General features: G+C 47.1%; 19 protein-coding genes. 2 read left to right on the forward strand and 17 right to left on the reverse strand.

The features are described 5' to 3' along the window. The first annotated feature begins 4 nt into the window (after positions 1 to 4). Complete coding sequence (locus tag AR335_RS13375; RefSeq protein ID WP_062236542.1) at positions 5 to 553, forward strand: helix-turn-helix domain-containing protein; 549 nt, start codon at positions 5 to 7, stop codon at positions 551 to 553. Positions 554 to 596: 43 nt separating this feature from the next. On the opposite strand, the gene lpdA is transcribed toward AR335_RS13375, so the two are convergent. From lpdA to AR335_RS13425, 10 genes are all read right to left on the reverse strand, one after another. Next, positions 597 to 2,030, reverse strand: a complete 1,434-nt coding sequence (gene lpdA, locus AR335_RS13380) for a dihydrolipoyl dehydrogenase (protein WP_062236546.1) — start codon at positions 2,028 to 2,030, stop codon at positions 597 to 599. Position 2,031: 1 nt separating this feature from the next. Next, on the reverse strand, positions 2,032 to 3,279 hold the full coding sequence (locus AR335_RS13385; RefSeq protein WP_062236549.1) for a dihydrolipoamide acetyltransferase family protein: 1,248 nt from the start codon (positions 3,277 to 3,279) through the stop codon (positions 2,032 to 2,034). A gap of 12 nt (positions 3,280 to 3,291) precedes the next feature. Continuing rightward, a complete protein-coding gene (locus AR335_RS13390; protein WP_053355503.1) occupies positions 3,292 to 4,290 on the reverse strand; it encodes an alpha-ketoacid dehydrogenase subunit beta in 999 nt (332 codons plus the stop codon). 1 nt (position 4,291) lies between these two features. Then, positions 4,292 to 5,353, reverse strand: coding sequence for a pyruvate dehydrogenase (acetyl-transferring) E1 component subunit alpha (pdhA, locus tag AR335_RS13395; protein WP_062236552.1), 1,062 nt, complete (start codon positions 5,351 to 5,353; stop codon positions 4,292 to 4,294). A gap of 33 nt (positions 5,354 to 5,386) precedes the next feature. Next, the gene (locus AR335_RS13400; protein WP_062236555.1) at positions 5,387 to 6,487 is read right to left on the reverse strand and encodes a Leu/Phe/Val dehydrogenase; all 1,101 of its coding nucleotides are present in this window, start codon (positions 6,485 to 6,487) and stop codon (positions 5,387 to 5,389) included. 68 nt (positions 6,488 to 6,555) lie between these two features. Then, positions 6,556 to 6,951 carry a thioesterase family protein gene (locus tag AR335_RS13405; protein ID WP_062236559.1) on the reverse strand — a complete coding sequence of 132 codons (396 nt, stop codon included), beginning with the start codon at positions 6,949 to 6,951 and terminating at the stop codon, positions 6,556 to 6,558. A gap of 403 nt (positions 6,952 to 7,354) precedes the next feature. Further along, complete coding sequence (locus AR335_RS13410; protein WP_062237102.1) at positions 7,355 to 8,149, reverse strand: ABC transporter ATP-binding protein; 795 nt, start codon at positions 8,147 to 8,149, stop codon at positions 7,355 to 7,357. After that, positions 8,124 to 9,143: an ABC transporter permease gene (locus AR335_RS13415; protein WP_062236562.1), complete on the reverse strand. Its 1,020-nt coding sequence runs from the start codon at positions 9,141 to 9,143 to the stop codon at positions 8,124 to 8,126. The genes AR335_RS13410 and AR335_RS13415 overlap by 26 nt, the downstream gene beginning before the upstream one ends. Before the next feature lie 125 nt (positions 9,144 to 9,268). Beyond that, positions 9,269 to 10,258 (reverse strand): ABC transporter substrate-binding protein, encoded by a 990-nt coding sequence (locus AR335_RS13420; RefSeq protein WP_053355510.1) that lies wholly within the window; start codon positions 10,256 to 10,258, stop codon positions 9,269 to 9,271. Between the two features lie 129 nt (positions 10,259 to 10,387). Beyond that, complete coding sequence (locus tag AR335_RS13425; RefSeq protein WP_062236565.1) at positions 10,388 to 11,365, reverse strand: NAD(P)H-dependent flavin oxidoreductase; 978 nt, start codon at positions 11,363 to 11,365, stop codon at positions 10,388 to 10,390. 72 nt (positions 11,366 to 11,437) lie between these two features. On the opposite strand from AR335_RS13425, the gene AR335_RS13430 reads away from it, so the two are divergent. Continuing rightward, the gene (locus AR335_RS13430) at positions 11,438 to 11,950 is read left to right on the forward strand and encodes a gamma carbonic anhydrase family protein (protein WP_062236568.1); all 513 of its coding nucleotides are present in this window, start codon (positions 11,438 to 11,440) and stop codon (positions 11,948 to 11,950) included. A 54-nt stretch (positions 11,951 to 12,004) separates the two neighbouring features. Here the strand turns inward: AR335_RS13430 and paaX are convergent, their stop codons facing one another. The 7 genes from paaX to AR335_RS13465 all read right to left on the reverse strand — a co-directional run bounded on the left by paaX (position 12,005) and on the right by AR335_RS13465 (position 17,854). Continuing rightward, entirely contained in the window at positions 12,005 to 12,892 is an 888-nt protein-coding gene (gene paaX, locus AR335_RS13435; protein ID WP_062236571.1) for a phenylacetic acid degradation operon negative regulatory protein PaaX, read from the reverse strand. 87 nt (positions 12,893 to 12,979) lie between these two features. Next, positions 12,980 to 13,759 (reverse strand): enoyl-CoA hydratase-related protein, encoded by a 780-nt coding sequence (locus AR335_RS13440; RefSeq protein ID WP_062236573.1) that lies wholly within the window; start codon positions 13,757 to 13,759, stop codon positions 12,980 to 12,982. A 12-nt stretch (positions 13,760 to 13,771) separates the two neighbouring features. Next, positions 13,772 to 14,977, reverse strand: a complete 1,206-nt coding sequence (locus AR335_RS13445; protein ID WP_062236576.1) for a thiolase family protein — start codon at positions 14,975 to 14,977, stop codon at positions 13,772 to 13,774. Further along, on the reverse strand, positions 14,974 to 15,843 hold the full coding sequence (locus tag AR335_RS13450) for a 3-hydroxyacyl-CoA dehydrogenase (protein ID WP_062236578.1): 870 nt from the start codon (positions 15,841 to 15,843) through the stop codon (positions 14,974 to 14,976). The genes AR335_RS13445 and AR335_RS13450 overlap by 4 nt, the downstream gene beginning before the upstream one ends. A gap of 153 nt (positions 15,844 to 15,996) precedes the next feature. Beyond that, complete coding sequence (locus AR335_RS13455; RefSeq protein ID WP_062236579.1) at positions 15,997 to 16,767, reverse strand: enoyl-CoA hydratase-related protein; 771 nt, start codon at positions 16,765 to 16,767, stop codon at positions 15,997 to 15,999. A gap of 12 nt (positions 16,768 to 16,779) precedes the next feature. Further along, positions 16,780 to 17,556 carry an enoyl-CoA hydratase/isomerase family protein gene (locus AR335_RS13460; RefSeq protein WP_062236581.1) on the reverse strand — a complete coding sequence of 259 codons (777 nt, stop codon included), beginning with the start codon at positions 17,554 to 17,556 and terminating at the stop codon, positions 16,780 to 16,782. Continuing rightward, the gene (locus tag AR335_RS13465) at positions 17,549 to 17,854 is read right to left on the reverse strand and encodes an EthD family reductase (protein ID WP_062236583.1); all 306 of its coding nucleotides are present in this window, start codon (positions 17,852 to 17,854) and stop codon (positions 17,549 to 17,551) included. Before AR335_RS13465 ends, AR335_RS13460 begins: the two co-directional genes overlap by 8 nt. Between the last annotated feature and the right edge of the window lie 24 nt (positions 17,855 to 17,878).

Consider the following 17,878-nt stretch of genomic DNA (forward strand, 5'->3'; position numbering starts at 1 on the left):
TTTTATGAATTTGAATGAAGTCATAGGCAGAAGGTTAAAAGCGATAAGAGGGCAGCGGAACTGGAGCCTTGAAAAAACGGCAAATGCAACTGGAGTTTCTAAACCCATGCTCAGCCAGATTGAACGGGGAGAATCCAATCCCACCGTCAGTACACTGTGGAAAATCGCAAATGGGTTAGGTGTTTCATTCAGCTCCTTTTTGGAGGAGGATCAGCCCGCTATCAAAAAAGTAAACACTGCGGATGTTGAACCGATAGCAGACAGAGATGGGACATTCCTTGTAAGACCGCTATTTCCTATAGAGCCTGGAAAATCCTTTGAAATCTATTCTGTCGAACTTCTTCCAGGATGCCATTATACGTCTGAGCCCCATGGGGATGGTGTAGAAGAATACATTCTTGTGGAAAAAGGCTGCCTCTCATTAACTGTCCATCAAAACTATTTTAATTTGTCAGCAGGTGAAAATATTCGTTTTGCTGCAGACTATGTTCATATATATGAAAATCAGGAGAATGATCCTGTAAGAATAACAATGATGATTTATTATCCATAGAAAACAACCTTCCAAAACGATGGAAGGTTGTTTTCTGTTTGTATTACGATCGTGAGGTTGCCTTTTTCCTGGCAGGCGGGATATGAATCGCTTTTCCGGCTGCGTGCTCAACCGCTTCAAGCCATGCTTCACTTAGCGATGGATGCGCATAAACCGGATAGGCAAGGTCTTCATCCCTGGCTACCATTTCAAGGGCAGTTGTACCTGCCTGAATTAATTCCGCTGCACCGGCACCCATCATGTGAACACCGAGAAGAAGATCTGTCTTCTCATCAATGACCATTTTTGTGAGACCATCCTTCTGTCCGGCAATACTGGCAAACCCGTTGCCCCCCATGGCAAACTGACCGGTCTTCACCTCATAGCCTTGCTGCCTCGCCTCTCCTTCTGTCAATCCTACTGATGCGATTGGAGGAACAGTTTGAATGACAAGCGGTACCAGTGCCAAGTTAAAGGATGAGTTCATGCCGCTGATATGCTCAGCCGCCACTTTTCCTTGCTTGATCGCCTTGCTGGCAAGCCTCCTGCCGATTGTACAGTCTCCTGCAGCATAAATTCCATCAACATTTGTTTCACCGAATTCATTGACCATGATAAATCCTTGCTTATCGGTGCTGATGTTTAAGAACTCCAATCCCAGATCCTTCGTGTTTGGCCTGGATTCACCTGAAACCATCAGGTGGCTGGCATCCAGAGTGATTTTCTCCTGATCGCTTTGAATGGTAATAGCGACATTGGTTTCTGATGAATAGGCTTCGAGCAGTGTGCTGTTTTTGAAAAGCTTAATCTTGGACTTTTTTAATACCCGATGAAGTTCTTTAGAGATGGATTCATCCAGTCCAAATGTATCGTCCTCACAAATGATGGAAACTTCCGAGCCCAGGTTTCGATAAGCCATTGCCGTTTCAAGCGCGATGTAATCCGATCCGCTGATCACAAGATGTTCTGGCAGCTCCTGAAGGCGAGGCAGCTCATCGGCACTGAAAATCCTTCCTTCCACCGGCACGATTCCGTGAGGTAATACAGGCGATGCTCCCACGGCAATAATCGCTTTTTCATACTCATACATTTCATAATGATGGCCGGAATCTACACCGATCCGGTTCCCAGACATTAATGTAGCTGTACCGGTGATGACTTCGATTTTATTTGCTTTGCAAAGAGCCTCTACCCCTTTTTGCAGAGCTGATACTGTTTTTTGCTGATACGCTTTAAATGTCTGCAGTTCAAATCCAGCTTCTCCTGTTTGGATGCCCATTTCGTTCAAATGAGACAATGACGCGAATGCTGCCGCCGCATGCGTCAGTGTCTTGGATGGAATGCATCCCGTATTCAGGCAGACCCCGCCCAGCTTTTCTTTTTCTATGATGGTCACTTCCATGCCGAGCTGTGCCGCACGGATGGCTGCATTATAGCCTCCTGGCCCTCCACCGGCTATGATCAGCTGCCGCTTTTGTGTAAATTCTCCTACGACCATTTTATATCAGCTCCAATACCATGACGGAAGGATTTTCAATCAGTTCTTTAAAACGGTTTGTAAATTGAACTGCCGTTGCCCCATCAGCGATTCGGTGGTCAAACGACATCGAAAGGTTCATCATGGATCTGATCTGAATCTCGTCGTTGATGATAACAGGCATCTTCTTCGTTTTATGGAAAGCCATTAAAGCAACTTCGGGATGGTTTATAATCGGGGTCGCACCCATGCTGCCCAAGGGCCCGACATTTGAGATCGTGAAGGTCCCGCCAGTCAGTTCATCTCTTGTGAGCCTGCCTTCTTTTGCCTTCATAATTTTTTCTTTCATATCGGAATTAATATCTTTAATGGTTCTGCGTTCTACATTCTTGATCACCGGCACAATCAGACCATCTTCAGCATCTGTGGCGATACCGATATTCACTTGCTTCTCAAGTCTGATGACTTCTTTTTCTTCATCCAGTTTGCTGTTGAAGATCGGGAAATTCCGCAGTGCGAGCTGAATGGCTTTTACAAAAAACGCTGCTACAGAAACGTTGAATCCCTTGTTGTTAGGATCCAGCTCTTTCATCTGTTTCTTTAATTCAAGCAAATTCGTCATATCCACTTCCTCAAAATGAGTAACATGTGGAATGGTGAACAGCGATTGAGTCATCTTTTTCGCGATTTGCTTGCGGCGGCCTCTGAATGGGATTTCCTCTGCTTCTGCTGGGGGATTTTCGATTTCCAGCTTTACGGCAGGTTCGGCGGCTGCAGGAATTTCGAATGTTTTCGGTTCTGTACTTCCTTTTGCAAACGACAATACATCCTCTTCTGTAATTCTTCCTGCCGGTCCGGTGCCTGTCACCTGTTCGATATCAACGCCGTGCTCTCTCGCTATTTTACGGGTGTAAGGTGCAGCCATAACCCGCTTAGTCAGCATCGCGATGGAAGCTTCTCTTTCAGGTGCTTGTGCCGTCGGTTCCTGCACCACCTGTGGAGAGTCAATCTCCGTTATAGACTCTTGGCCAGAACCCTCTCCTTGCAGAGTAAGAAGAACCGTTCCTACAGTGACCGTCTCTCCTTCCTTCACAAGAATGTCAGTAACCTTGCCGGCGATCGGTGACGGCAGTTCTGCGGTCACTTTATCGGTTTGAACTTCAACAAGAGGCTGGTCAATGGAAACCGTATCTCCAGGTTTTACAAAGAAATGAATGATCTCTCCTTCATGCATCCCTTCGCCTATGTCATGCAACTTTACTTCAACCATTTTTACAGCCTCCTAAAAGTTAATCACTTTATGAATTGCTGATGTTACTCTTGCCGTGTCCGGAAGATAATGGTCCTCCAGGGCAAACATCGGTACTGGCGTATCAAACCCGGTAACCCGCTCTACCGGCGCCTTCATATAAAGGAATGAAGTATCGTTGATTAAAGAAACAAGGGTATCTCCAAGGCCTCCTGTAGATGGTGCCTCGTGTACGATGACTACTCTGCCTGTCTTTTGGACACTTTGGGCGATCAGGTCTTTATCAAGCGGATACAGTGTACGCAGATCAATAACTTCTGTACTTACCCCTTGTTTTTCTGCTTCTTCTGCTGCTTTTAATGCTGTATCGACCATCGCCCCATAAGTCAGTACCGTTACGTGTTCTCCTTCTTTCAGAACACTTCCTTTACCGATTTCTACGGTGTACTTTCCTTCTGGAACATCCATCTTTGAGCTTCTGTAGCATCTCATCGGCTCAAGGAAAAGCACTGGATCCGGATCCTCTATGCTCGCGATGAGCAGCCCTTTGGCATCATACGCATTCGACGGAACAACCACTTTGATTCCCGGCATGTGAGTGAACAGAGCTTCCACCGAATCAGAATGGATTTCAGGAGCGCGCACACCTGCACCGAACGGAGCACGGATAACCATAGGGACCGTGAAAGCACCTAGTGTTCTTGCTCTTATCCTTGAAGCATGAGTCATGATCTGGTTAAATGCTGGATAAATAAAGCCAAGGAATTGCATTTCTGCTACAGGGCGAAAGCCGTTCATCGCAAGCCCGATGGATGTACCGATAATCCCTGACTCAGCCAGCGGAGTGTCAATGATACGCTTTTCGCCAAACTCATCCATCAATCCGTCAGTCGCCCGGAAAACTCCTCCGTTGCGCCCGACGTCTTCACCTAAAACGATGACTTCTTCGCTTTCCCTCATCATCGTTCTAAGCCCGTCCGTTACTGCCTGAACAAGTGTCAGCTTTTTCGTTTCAACTGCTGCAGTTGTCATCTTACTCCCCCCTCATAAGCGCATACGCTTCTTTTTGGTCGTTGATCGGCCATGGATTTTCTGCAAAAACATGATCAAACATGTCATTGACGTGCGGCGGTTTTTCATTTTCCATTTCTTTAACGGCTGCTTCAATCTCCGCTGTTATTTCTTTTTCAAGATCTGAAGCCCATTGGCCGTCCCAGATGTTCTCCATCTTCATATACTTTTCCAGCCGGATAAGAGGATCAGTCGTTTCACGCCGAATCGTACTCTCGTTTTGGTCTCTGTATTTGGACGGGTCGTCTGCTGTCGTATGAGCACCATATCTCCAGGTAACGGCCTCAATTAAAGTAGGGCCGCCTCCAGCCCGTGCCTTATCAATGGCCGCTTTCGTATGGAAGTAAACGGAAAATGCATCATTGCCATCCAGCCTTATTCCTTCAATATCATAGCCGAGTGCTTTTTGTGCGATGGTCTTTGCCTTCATTTGCTTTTCAATTGGAACAGAGATGGCAAAACCGTTGTTCTGGTTGAAAAAGACAACCGGAATGTTAAACACGCTCGCAAAGTTGAGCCCTTCATGAAAATCACCCTCTGAGGTCGCTCCATCTCCAAAGTAAACGATGGAGGCACGGTCTGTTCCTTTCATTTTTTCAGCCCATGCTGTCCCGGTTGCATGAAGAAGCTGAGAAGCAATCGGAACGGCAGGCGGAAAAATGTTCTTTCCAGCGGGGGGAATACAGCCTTCCTGGCGGCCTTTCCAATAGAGAAGCACATTCTTTACGGAGTGTCCGAAGGTTAACGTCGCCCCATGGTCGCGGTAGGTAGGGAACATCCAGTCTCCCTCTCCCATCGCCATGGCACTGCCGATCTGCGCCGCTTCCTGGCCTTCAAACGGCACGTACGTTCCGATACGGCCCTGCCGCTGAAGATTTACTCCTTTGCGGTCAAAGAGACGGGCTCTCAGCATTTTTGTATAGAGATTTTTCACGAGTTCTACCGTCAGCCTGCTTTTATATGAATCATCCACCAGCATTCCCTCTTCGTTTAAAATCTGCTTCCTCGGAAATTGACTTTCCACACTAACTCCCCCTTTAATTTGATAGATTCCGTTTTAATGCCGCACATTCCATTTCGGTCTTTTATCATGGGAAAAGAAACTGTTTCGCTGTTTTCGGTGTTCAATCCTGTCCTCACAGAAGCGGTTGGCTGCCTCCATGGTAGATAGATTCTGTTCCTTGCTCTGTTTATAGATTGCCAGAAGAGAATCATAGATGGCTCTTGTCTGGTTCAGCACACGGCCCTTATTCGGCCCGTACAGCTCATCAGCGACCTGGATTAACCCTCCGGCGTTCACGATATAGTCTGGTCCGTAAAGGATTCCTTTCTGCTGAAGATAGATTCCGTGTTTGTCTTCAAGCAGCTGGTTGTTTGCACTTCCGACAACCGCTTTGACCTTGAGCCTGTCGATGGTTTCGTCATTGACAATGCCTCCAAGTGCACAAGGAACAAATATATCAGCGTTCACTCCGTAAATTTCATCCCCTTCAACAACTTCAACCGTTCCCGGAAGAAGCTCCGCCCGGTCCACGATACTCTTTAGCGCCTGCTGGTTAATATCGGTGACGTACACATGGGCACCGGCAGCGACAAGCTGCTCCGCTACCTTATAGCCAACTTTTCCAAGCCCCTGTACGCTGTAGGACATACCGGAAAGATCTTCTGAGCCATACAGCGCCTGGATGGTTGCTCGAAGCCCGTATATGACACCCTGTGCAGTAGGTACGGACGAATCCCCGCTTCCTCCATATTCATCCGGCACACCTACAATACAGGACGTTTCTTTCAGGGCATGCACGAAGTCATCCGGTGTCGTCCCCATATCTGTGCCTGTATAAAAGCGGCCGTTAAGAGAATCTACGAATTGGCCGAAAGCACGGAATAATGCCGGAGATCTATCTGTTGTCGGATCGCCAATGATCACCGACTTTCCTCCCCCAAAATCCACGTCTGCTCCAGCACACTTGTACGTCATCCCTCTTGACAGCCGAAGTACATCCTCAAGTGCTTCATCCGTTGATTTATACGGGCGCATTCTGCAGCCGCCAAGTGCCGGCCCAAGCGTGGTGTTATGTATAGCAATAATGGCTTTTAAGCCGGTGGCCGGATCGTTGCAGAATACAACCTGTTCATGCTGCGATATCTTTTCAAACATGCTTACTCCCCCTTGGTGATCCTTTATCTCTTTGGCGCTTTAAAGTAAGCGCTTTCATTTTATGGCATTTAGTTTGTCATTTCATGCAGTTTCTGAGAGATTTTTTCTTTTGGAAGAATGTATTGTGTGACCTCTCCCTCTCCTACTGTTGCTTTTTCATTTCTTACTTCAACTTTGCATATCACAGCCCTTCCTTTTAGTTCTGTAAGGGTTGCTTTTATTTCAAGCTTCATTCCTTCAGGTGTAGGCGCTAGATGGGAAGCTTTGATTCCTCCACCGATTCCTTCCTCATCTTCTTCAAGGTAAGGCAGAATAATCTGCCTCGCCGCCCACTCCATATGATAGACCATGGATACGGTGGAATAAGCAGGATGAACGAGTTTTCCTTCGAATTGCGCAAACATATCTGGTGTCACTACAGCTGTAATGGTTGCTGTATCACCGATTTTCATTCCTGGTTTCATGACATCACCTCTTAATAGATACATCCATTCGTTAGACCGCAGACAATGAGGGCATATTCCAGCTAATGGTCCATGCCCTCATTTATTCATTCGTTTAAACACGATAATTATATAACGTTTTCTTAACGTAATGATATCATTTTGTTGAATAGTCAGTCAATGAATAGCCTGAAGATTTCAAATCTATACAATATAGCAAGACTATGAAAAAATAAAAACCAGAAGGAGTGAAAATATGGAAAAGTGTCTTTTATGCCAGCCATTCGGGCTGGAGGATCAGGAGATTGTGTTCGAAAACAAAACGGAATTCGCTCCTGGCTCAAAAGCCCCTCCAACAAACGCCCTCAAAATGTATAAAAAGCTGTGTTCCTGCCGGAACACAGCTTTAGCTTTGCCTCGTGATTTATGAAAGAAGAGCCCTGTCGCTCGCCATCTTTTCTCCTCTTATGCGCTGAAACTCATTGAGAAGACTTTCTACGGTTAGAGACTTTTTGCTGACTTCATCGACATCCAGGATGATCTGCCCTTTATCCATCATAATCAGCCGGTTGCCGAGGTCGATCGCCTGCTGCATGTTATGAGTGACCATTAAGGTAGTAAGCCCGTGTGCGGCCACAATCTCCTTCGTTAGCTCCGTAATGAGCGCCGCACGGGAAGGATCAAGTGCTGCTGTATGCTCGTCCAAAAGCAGGATATCGGGCTCTGTAAAAGTTGCCATAAGCAGGGACAGCGCCTGGCGTTCACCTCCGGATAGCAGGCCGACTTTAGCCGTAAAACGGTTTTCCAGGCCCAAATGAAGAGACTCTATTGCTTCCTGAAAGAATTCCCTGGATTTTCTCGTAATCCCCCGTTTAAGAGATCTTCTCTTATTGCGCGCGTAAGCTATCGCCAGATTTTCCTCAATCGTCATCGTCGGAGCCGTTCCCGCCATCGGGTCTTGAAAAACCCTTCCAATAAACTTGGAACGTTTATGTTCAGGCAAAGAAAGAATGTTTTTCCCTTTAATCATAACCAGGCCTGCATCGGGAAACAGTACACCTGAAATAACATTCATTAAGGTTGATTTTCCCGCTCCGTTGCTCCCGATAACTGTAACAAAATCTCCAGGTTCCAGTTGCAGGTTGATGTTTGACAGTCCGATTTTTTCATCGGGTGTGTCTTCGTTAAAGATTTTATGAACTGAATTTAGATGCAGCAATTTCTTCACCCTTTCTGTCCATAGTCTGATGGTTCAGCTGCTTTCTCCTCGTTTTCCTCGCCTGTTCCTTTCTCGCTTCCAGCAGTTTAGGAAGGACAAGAGAGCAGACAACGATCAGCGCTGTAATCAATTTCAAATCACCCGTTTCAAAAAATTCAATCTGCAGGGCAAAGGCAATGATGATGCGATAAACAACGGCCCCTAAAACAACCGCAAGCGTTGCACGGGCAATGGACTTTGTTCCGAACAAAGCTTCACCAATAATGACAGAAGCGAGTCCGATAATAATCATGCCAATCCCCATCCCGACGTCAGCAAAACCTCCATATTGGGCGATGAGTGCACCAGCAAAAGCGACAAGAGCGTTTGATAACCCCAGCCCAAGAACAGTTAAGCCATCCGTGTTTGCCGAAAAACTTCGGATCATCCGCTTATTGTCTCCAGTCGCCCGGAGTGCCAACCCAATCTCCGTTTTCAGGAACCAATCAGCTGCAAATTTGATAAGAATCGTCACGATCGCCATGACAAAAAAGATGCCCCAGGTTTTTGGAAGACTATCTCCCAGTCCAATAGCTGTGAACAGCTTATTGAACATGCTGTCGAGCCCAAGTTTCTGCCAAAAGGAAGTGATTAAAGTAAATGCTGTATCTTCTCCCAGAAGCGGTACATTTGAACGCTGATCCATAATCCGGAGGTTGATGGAGTAGAGGGCGATCATCATGAGAATTCCGGATAAGAGCGGATTAATTTTTCCTTTGGTATGTAAGATTCCTGTTATACAGCCTGCGATAAATCCAGCGAGTATTCCTGCCATCGTGGCAATAAAAGGATTCTGTCCGTGGACTATTAAACTGGCAGATATCGCTGCACCTGTTACAAAACTTCCGTCTACCGTTAAGTCTGGAAAGTCCAGGATACGGAACGAAAGGTATACACCGAGTGCCATAATGGCATAGATCACACCTGATTCCAAAGCGCTAAAGAGTGCAAACATCTGTATTCCTCCCCTAAAAAGCGTTTGTCTTTATAAACTGCATACGGTTTGCTCTTTCCCTTTGCCATCGAAAAAAACGTGCTGGATTTGACCAAAAGCGATGTGTCAAACCCAACACGGGAGACTTACTTTGTATATTCAGCCATTGAGTCCCATTCAGTTTTCAGTTTGATGTTCATGGCTTTTGCAGCTTTCTTATTGATGACGAGTTTCAGCTTTTGAGGGTATTGCACCTTAATTTCGCTAGGCTTCTTTTTCCCTTTCAAAATGTCCGCTGCCATCTGCCCTGCTTCATAGCCGATGTCATAATAATCGAATCCGTATGCGGCGAAGGCTCCGCGTTTTACAGAATCAAGCTCACCTGCAAACATCGGTATATCTTTGTCTTCAGCCACACTGATAACGGATTCGAGGGCAGATACTACTGTATTGTCGGTAACGATATAAAAAACATCCGCACGTCCAACGAGTGATTCTGCAGCCTGCTTCACATCCGCAGAGGTTGAGACACTGACTTCCACTGGTTTCAGATTAGATTTCTCAAGCGCTTTTTTCACAAGGTCTACCTGGGCAACAGAGTTCTGTTCTCCTTTGTTGTAAATCAAGCCCACTGTTTTTGCATCGGTCTGTTTGTCAATAAACTCTATCGTTTTTGGGATAGCATCAGGATGAGTATCCGTCGTTCCAGTAATGTTGTCTCCAGGTTTTTCAAAGCTTTGTACGAGCTTGGCTCCGACTGGATCCGTTACTGAAGTAAATACGATTGGAATGTCTTTTGTAGCGTTAAGAGCATGCTGGGCACTCGGTGTGGAGTTGGCAAAAATGAGATCTACTTTTTCACCCACAAGATTCTTGGCAATCGTCTGAGAATTGTTTGGATCTCCTTGCGCTAGCTGGACATCATACTTTACATTTTTCAGTCCGCTGGCAGAAATAGCTTTTTTAAAGCCCTTATAGGCCGCATCAAGCGACGGGTGCTCTACAATCTGAGTGACACCAATCTTGATTTCCTTGCCGCCTTTTTCCTCACTGTTCGTTTCTTTCGATGTTCCGCAGCCTGCCAGCAGCACCATACCAGCCAGTGAAACACCGAGTAAACCTTTCCACTTCTTCATTCTCTTTTTCCCCCTTTTTACTAAAGCAGACATCTCCCTATCTCGTTGCGGCACTGGTTGAACGGTCATGCCTCTAGTAAATTTTTCGAACTATTTACAAAATTAATTATATTATAAATTCTTTTCCTTTTAAAGGTCTGTTCCTTGTTTTTGCCAGCTAGAAAGCTCGCTGCTCTTGCGGCTGATGGCCAGTCCGGCATCTTTCATCATTTTCTGTATCAGCTCGCTTGCTGAAGGCATGTCTTTAATCAATCCTGCAATCTGCCCGCTGTTGATGAATCCTTGCTCGAAGTCACCCTTTATTGCGCCTGCAATGTGCTGGTCTTCCGTCGTCAGTGCATTAAATTCTTCGAGCGTAATGCCTTCTGATTCCTTCGATAGCAGTCTCTCGGCATAAGGAGCTTTCATCACTCTGCGGATTCTTCCGACAGAACGGCCGACAACAACTGTATCCCGGTCATCTGCCTGAATGAGCGCTTCTTTATAGCGCAGGTGGAACGGAGCTTCTTTAACTGCTATGAATCTCGTACCGAGCTGCACACCCTCTGCCCCGAGCATCATGGCGGCCGCTACACCTCGTCCATCCCCGATGCCGCCAGCTGCGATCAGCGGAATCTTGATCACATCGGCTACCTGCGGAATGAGCGTCATCGTTGTTGTTTCAAAAGGAGAATTCAAACCAGCTGCCTCATATCCTTCTGCGACAATGAGGTCTGCTCCGGCGTCTTCTGCCTTTTTCGCATGATAAACAGAAGCGGCCACGCAAATGACTTTAATGCCGTGTTCCTGCAGCTTGCGAATGTAGGGGGCGGGATTTCCAGCTGATAAAGAAACAACGGGTACATGGTGCTTGATGATCAGCTGAAAGATTTCTTTTACGTTGGATGCCACAGTGAGCGGAACATTGACAGCGAACGGCTTCGATGTTTTCGAAGCTGCCTCCACGATCATACCTTCTACTTCATCAGGGAGCACCGTCCCTACTCCAATTGTCCCCAGGGCACCTGCGTTTGAGATAGCCGCTGTCAGCTGTGCGTTGCTGACATTCCCCATTCCTCCTTGAATAATGGGATATTGGATGCCTAAAATCTTGCATACAGTGTTCATTTTCTTACTCCTTCCTATGAATCTGTTATACTTTTTATAATCACAGTCAAAACAACAGGGAGGATCTATTCTATGAATTACACATTTAACGGAAAAGAGCCGCAGATTGATGAAAGCGCTTTTATTGCACCAGGCGTACATATCATTGGCGATGTCAAAATCGGCAAAGAATCCAGTATCTGGTTTAACAGTGTCCTTCGCGGGGATGAAGGGCCGATCACCATTGGAGATCGCTGCAATGTCCAGGATAACTGCACACTGCATCTATACGAGCAGTATCCCCTCTTTCTTGAGGATGAAGTGTCGATCGGGCATAATGTTATCCTTCATGGCTGCACGGTCAGAAAGGGTGCACTGATCGGAATGGGTGCGACAATCCTCGACGGTGCCGAGATTGGTGAACAAGCCTTTATCGGAGCAAACACCCTTATCCCTCCCGGAAAAAAGATTCCGCCCCGTACCATGGTCATGGGTTCTCCCGGCCAAGTCATTCGGGAGTTGAATGACAAAGACCTGGAGATTATCCGAATAACCATTGAAACGTATCAGCAAAAAGGGCAGCAGTTTAAGCAGGAGCTAAAATAATGGAAATAAAAAGCACTTTCCCGCTCAGGATGAAAGTGCTTTTTGTTTACAAATCTACAGTTCCTGGATGAGCGGGTGGTTCAGCGCGTTGTAAGATTTGTCTCTTTTCAGTTCGTTTCCTTCTTGATAGATCTCCTCGAAAAAGCGGCTGGAAGGACCCGCGAGTGTTCTGTAATAATCTCCAAATAAGGAGGCTGCATAATCTCCGAGCCAGTCGGATGGAAGAAGTTCTTGAGGAAGCCCGGGATCAACAAACAGGAACTTGCGGTATTCATGGACGAGCTTTGTTCGTTCTACAAAGCACTCGCCATCTGTCATCTCCCCCTTTTCAATCTTATTCTTATCAATCACATACTTTTGGGAGTACGTCTTGATAAACTCATCATATTTCCGGTTAGTATCCGCCAAGTCCCAGCACTCATTCACGAGCTGTGCGTTCTCATGAGGTCCTTCATAAGTTGCCGTGAAAAAGTGGACAAAATCCTGGATCTCATATTTCTCCATCATCTGCTTGATCTGTTCTTTCTGGTTGTTGGGAGAAATCCAGAAGCTGTTGGCCAAAAGACCGAATCCGCTCCATACCAATTCTTTTCTTAACTCGTCCCTGATGCTTCTTTTTTCTTCGGGAATGGTATACGTAAACATGTACCAAGTACCGTCCCATTTTTCGGGCTGCAGCTTAAAAATCCGTTTTGCAGCTTCATCCATCCGTCTTGCTCCGCGCGGGGTTAAGTAATAATAGCTCTTGTTCCCCTGCTTGCGCGAAACGATCCAGCCCTGTTTGTTCATACGGGAGATGGCTGCCCTTACCGCCTGTTCGTTATGGCCGAACTCCTCAAGAAGGCGGATCAGGCTTCCAATCCATATTTCATTGCCATAGTGGCGTATGTAATCTCCATACAGCGTAAAAATCATTGAACGCGTGTTTAAACTGTTTTGCATGACTGTCCCTCATTTGCTTTACTGTCAATTTAGATGACTCTTATCCTACCAAAACACATAGAGCAGAACAAGCTATCCAGGTAAAATCTACTCCCCTTTAAAAACAGGAGGTCTTTTTTCACTGAAGGCATCAAGCGCCTCCACTCTGTCTTTTGTAGGAATGGTCACTTCATATGCTTTGGCCTCGATCGCAAGCCCTGTCTGCAGGTCGGTTTCCATACCGTGCTTGATGGAGTACTTTGCCTGCTGCACAGCGATCGGTCCGTTCTTCAGGATGGCGGCAGCATATTCTACACATGCCGGCAACAGTTCTTCTCTCGTCACCGCTTTATTCAGAATGCCGTATTGCCAGGCTTCATCAGCCTTCATTTTCTTGGCTGTCAGAATAAGCTCCATCGCTTTAGCCTGCCCAATTAATCGCGGAAGCCGCTGTGTTCCACCTGCACCCGGAATAATCGCCCAGCTAAGCTCAGTCAGACCCATGGAAGCTGAATCAACGGAAACTCTAATGTCGCATGCAAGCGCCAGTTCAAACCCGCCACCGAACGCATGGCCGTTAATCGCGGCGATTGTAGGCTGCGGAAGCGCCTCAACCGCAGAAAATACATCACGGATTTTTCGTACGTTGCGTTTAACATCGGCCTCTGAGAGGGTGCGCCGCTCTTTGAGGTCCGCTCCTGCGCTGAAGGCTTTCTCTCCTGCCCCTGTAAAAATAACAACACGGACATTTTGATTATGATGGATCTCATCAACAACCTCACCGAGCCGCTGAAGTGTTCGATAGTTAAAGCAGTTCAGCACTTCAGGACGGTTTAACGTAACATAAGCGATATGGTCTTTTACTTCATAAAGAATAGCTTCTGGCATTTCATTCTCCCCTTACTCCTCTATATTTTCAACGACGGCAGCGATGCCCTGGCCCACTCCGATGCACATCGTTGCCAGCCCATGCTTTACGTTTCGTTTCTTCATCTCATGAATTAGCGTCGTAAGGATTCTTGCACCGCTCGCTCCAAGCGGATGTCCAAAAGCAATCGCGCCGCCGTTTACATTTACCTTTTGCTGATCAAGCTCCAGCTGTTTTATGCACTCCAGAGATTGGGAGGCAAATGCTTCATTCAGTTCGATCAGACCAAGCTCCTCCAGCGTGATGCCCGCCCGCTGCACCGCTTTTCTGCTCGCTTCAATCGGCCCCAGCCCCATAACTGAAGGCTCCAGACCGGAAACAGCAGAAGCCTTATAGCGCGCCAGAGGTTTCACGCCCAATTCCTTTGCTTTTTCAGCGCTCATCATCAACAGCACAGCTGCACCGTCATTCACTCCGGATGCATTTCCTGCAGTGATCGTGCCGCCGGCAAACAAAGGTTTGAGCCCTGACAATTTTTCAGCTGTAGTACCTGGTCTAGGATGCTCATCCTTATCAAAAATGGTTTCATTGCCTTTTCTATCCTTTAAAACTACAGGAATGATTTCTTCGTTAAACCGCCCTGCTTCTATCGCTTTCTGGGCCCTGTGCTGGCTCTCTGCCGCAAAGCTGTCCTGCGCCTCACGGGAAATTCCACAGCGCTGCGCCACATTTTCAGCCGTCTGCGGCATGGAGTCCGTTCCATACTTTTCATTAAAGAGCGGGTTGATGAACCGCCAGCCGATTGTTGTGTCAAACATCTTCATGTCGCCGCGCGGAAATTCCGCATCCGGCTTCGCCATTACGAAAGGTGCTCTTGTCATACTTTCCGTCCCGCCGACAATGAAGATATCTCCCTCATTCGCCATGATGGCCCTTGCTCCATAGATGACGGCATCAAGTCCGGAACCGCACAATCGATTGATCGTCGTACCGCCAACCTCGACAGGAAGGCCTGCCAGTAACGCCGCCATGCGGGCTACGTTCCGGTTATCCTCTCCTGCACCATTTGCGTTTCCAAGAATAACTTCTTCAACCTCTGCAGCTGGTACATTCGGATTTCTCTCCAGTAACGCCTTAATGGCAATACTTGCAAGGTCATCCGGCCGGACGTTTTTCAACCCGCCTTTGTAGCGGCCGATGGGCGTCCTCACTGCATCGACAATAACGGCTTCTCTCATTTGGTTACGCCGCCCTTCTCGATCATATAATCATAGACGCCGCGTCCGGTCTTGCGGCCAAGTCTTCCCGCTTTCACATATTTAACAAGAAGCGGACATGGACGGTATTTTTCACCGAGGGTCTGATGAAGATAGTTTAAGTTGTTAAGCCGTGTATCCAGACCGACAAGATCGCCAAGTTCAAACGGCCCCATCGGATAGTTTAAACCAAGCTTGATCGCTTTATCGATTTCTTCCGGAGTACCTACACCTTCCTGAAGCATAAAGAACGCTTCGTTTCCGACCATCGCCGAAATCCGGCTCGTTACAAAGCCAGGAAACTCGTTAACAATGACAGTTTCTTTTCCCATCCGCTCTGCTGCTTCTTTTACCGCCGCTGCTGTTTCATCGCTCGTTTCATGCCCCCTTACAATCTCAACAAGCGGCATCTTGTGGACCGGGTTGAAAAAGTGCATAGCGACTACCTTTTCAGGACGCTGCGTAAATGAACCGATTTCAGTCGGGCTCATAGTCGATGTATTTGTAGCTAAAAAGCAGTGATCTGGTGCTGCTTTGTCCAGCTCTGTGAATACAGCCTTTTTAATCTCAAGATTTTCCGGAACTGCTTCAATGACCAAGTCAGCCTGGCTTGCCGCTTCCGAAAGATGGGTGGAGTAAGAAAGCCGATTTTTCGCCGTTTCAGCTTCTTCTGCACCCAGCTTTCCTCTGGCAACACCTTTTGAAAAAATGGCTTCTATTTCACGTTCCGCGTTTTTTAGCGCTTCCTCCTGAACATCAACCAGCTGCACATGGAAGCCCCCTACTGCTGCACTGTAGGCAATTCCTCTGCCCATTACTCCTGATCCGACAACAACGATGGATTGCATCAATGGTATCTCCTCCACATTCCTTGAATGTTGCAAAAGCGAGCCCTGCTGCAGCCCGCTTTTTTTATTTTTCAGCTATATATAGATCCTCGAATGATTGTCTTCCTGAAGGAATGGAATCTGGTTAGAACCAGCCACATTCCAGCATACAATCTATTTCCCTGTAAACACGGGCTTGCGTTTTTCCATAAATGCGGTAACCCCTTCTTTATGGTCCTGGGTGCTGCCCGCTGTTTTCTGTGCAAGTGCCTCATATTCCAGCACTTCGTTTAAATCGCTCTCCCAGCTTTTATTCATGTATCGTTTGATCAGACCGATTGCTTTCGTCGGCATATTCGCCAATCTCACCGCAAATGTCTCCACTTCCTGAACAAAAACTTCATCGGATACAACCTTTGTGACAAGACCCGACTCTTTTGCCTGTTCAGCAGAAATTTTCTCGCCTAAAACAGCAAGTTCCATGGCTTTCGCATGTCCGACAAGCCTCGGAAGGAAGTACAGATTGCCTGAATCGGGCACAAGCCCTACATGGATGAACGCTTCGATAAAGCTCGCTTTTTCAGAAGCCACCCTGAAGTCACAGGCAAGTGCCAGACTCATTCCGGCGCCGGCTGCCACTCCGTTTACAGCAGCGATGACCGGCTTCTCAATGGAAACAAGCGCCTGGACCATTGGATTATAACCTTGGCGGAGAACCTCTCCGTAGTCAGGATTGTCGCTTCCGCCGAGATCCTGGCCGGAGCAGAACGCACGCCCTGCGCCAGTGATAACGATGGCACGGACTTCTTCATCTTTGCCGGCCGTTTTTAACGCAGAAAGCATCTCTTTATGCATCACACTCGTGAACGCGTTGAGCTTGCCGGGCCTGTTCAGTGTAATCCAGGCTACTCCGGCTCTTGTTTCGTACATGATCGTTTCAAACATCAGCGCTCCTCCTTATTTCCCCTTGAAATTAGCCCGCCGTTTTTCAGCAAAAGCTTTCATGCCTTCCTTCTGGTCTTCAGAAGAAAACAGCAGATAGAAATTTTTTCTTTCAAACTGCATGCCGTCGAGAACAGAGTCATCGACCGCTTTATAGACCGTCTCTTTAATCAACCGTAAGGAGAGCGGTGCTTTGGAGGCGATGGTACGTGCAAATTTCATTGCTTCTTCTAACACGAGTTCAGGAGCTACTACCCTGTTGATCACCCCGTGCTGATGAGCCTCCTTCGCAGTCATCGGTTCACCGAGCCACAGCCATTCCAGTGCTTTTTTCTGCCCCATGAGCTTGGTCAGCTTGACTGTTCCTCCTGCACCAGGCATCACGCCAAGCTTGATTTCCGGAAAACCGAACTGTGCTTTTTCAGAAGCAAAAAGGATGTCACAGCACAGCGCAAGCTCAAACCCGCCGCCGAAACAAAATCCGCTTACCGCTCCGATAATCGGCTTCTTGATGGTGTGCAGCTGGTCCCAATCCTTGAACTGGTTAAGCAGTTCAAGCGTAATGGCATCGTCATTCATCATTTCATCGATATCGGCTCCGGCCGCAAATGCCCGGTCGTTTCCGGTTAGAACGATCGCTTTCACTTGGTCATTACGGTCATATTGCTCAAAAGCAGACAAAAGCTCTGACACCATGCTTCGGTTGATGGCGTTAAGCACTTTGGGGCGGTTAAGCTCAATCAGTGCAATACCCTCTTCTACTTTTGACGTTATCGTTGTGAAATTACTCATTCACTTCCTCACCGATCATCAATGTAACGAGGTCTCCGGCAAAAGACATCAAGTCTTTGCCCGAAGCTTTTCCTTCAGCTGATTTCATCCCTGCTTTTAATGATTCATGATCGTCATAATACATTTCACAGAGCAAGTAGTATTTGCTTTCTCCCATTGGGGAGCCTACAATCTTTGTTACTTCCATTTTGCGAAGCCCTGGAATCTTTTTCGTTACTTCTGTATGTGTACCGAAATAATGGTCATCAAAGCCTTCTTTATTCTCCGGAGTTTTATAAAGTGCGATCAATTTCACCATTTGTGTATCTTCCTCTCGACTATA

Origin of the sequence: Fictibacillus sp. FJAT-27399 (assembly GCF_001510655.1) — a bacterium.
Taxonomy (GTDB): Bacteria; Bacillota; Bacilli; order Bacillales; family Fictibacillaceae; genus Fictibacillus_C; species Fictibacillus_C marinisediminis.

Coding starts and splice junctions, on each gene's coding strand:
- AR335_RS13375 (WP_062236542.1), top strand. CDS start 5: ATGAATTTGAATGAAGTCATAGGCAGAAGGTTAAAAGCGATAAGAGGG.
- lpdA (WP_062236546.1), bottom strand. CDS start 2,030: ATGGTCGTAGGAGAATTTACACAAAAGCGGCAGCTGATCATAGCCGGT.
- AR335_RS13385 (WP_062236549.1), bottom strand. CDS start 3,279: ATGGTTGAAGTAAAGTTGCATGACATAGGCGAAGGGATGCATGAAGGA.
- AR335_RS13390 (WP_053355503.1), bottom strand. CDS start 4,290: ATGACAACTGCAGCAGTTGAAACGAAAAAGCTGACACTTGTTCAGGCA.
- AR335_RS13400 (WP_062236555.1), bottom strand. CDS start 6,487: ATGTTTGAAAAGATATCGCAGCATGAACAGGTTGTATTCTGCAACGAT.
- AR335_RS13405 (WP_062236559.1), bottom strand. CDS start 6,951: ATGAAACCAGGAATGAAAATCGGTGATACAGCAACCATTACAGCTGTA.
- AR335_RS13415 (WP_062236562.1), bottom strand. CDS start 9,143: ATGTTTGCACTCTTTAGCGCTTTGGAATCAGGTGTGATCTATGCCATT.
- AR335_RS13420 (WP_053355510.1), bottom strand. CDS start 10,258: ATGAAGAAGTGGAAAGGTTTACTCGGTGTTTCACTGGCTGGTATGGTG.
- AR335_RS13425 (WP_062236565.1), bottom strand. CDS start 11,365: ATGAACACTGTATGCAAGATTTTAGGCATCCAATATCCCATTATTCAA.
- AR335_RS13430 (WP_062236568.1), top strand. CDS start 11,438: ATGAATTACACATTTAACGGAAAAGAGCCGCAGATTGATGAAAGCGCT.
- paaX (WP_062236571.1), bottom strand. CDS start 12,892: ATGCAAAACAGTTTAAACACGCGTTCAATGATTTTTACGCTGTATGGA.
- AR335_RS13440 (WP_062236573.1), bottom strand. CDS start 13,759: ATGCCAGAAGCTATTCTTTATGAAGTAAAAGACCATATCGCTTATGTT.
- AR335_RS13445 (WP_062236576.1), bottom strand. CDS start 14,977: ATGAGAGAAGCCGTTATTGTCGATGCAGTGAGGACGCCCATCGGCCGC.
- AR335_RS13450 (WP_062236578.1), bottom strand. CDS start 15,843: ATGCAATCCATCGTTGTTGTCGGATCAGGAGTAATGGGCAGAGGAATT.
- AR335_RS13455 (WP_062236579.1), bottom strand. CDS start 16,767: ATGTTTGAAACGATCATGTACGAAACAAGAGCCGGAGTAGCCTGGATT.
- AR335_RS13460 (WP_062236581.1), bottom strand. CDS start 17,556: ATGAGTAATTTCACAACGATAACGTCAAAAGTAGAAGAGGGTATTGCA.
- AR335_RS13465 (WP_062236583.1), bottom strand. CDS start 17,854: ATGGTGAAATTGATCGCACTTTATAAAACTCCGGAGAATAAAGAAGGC.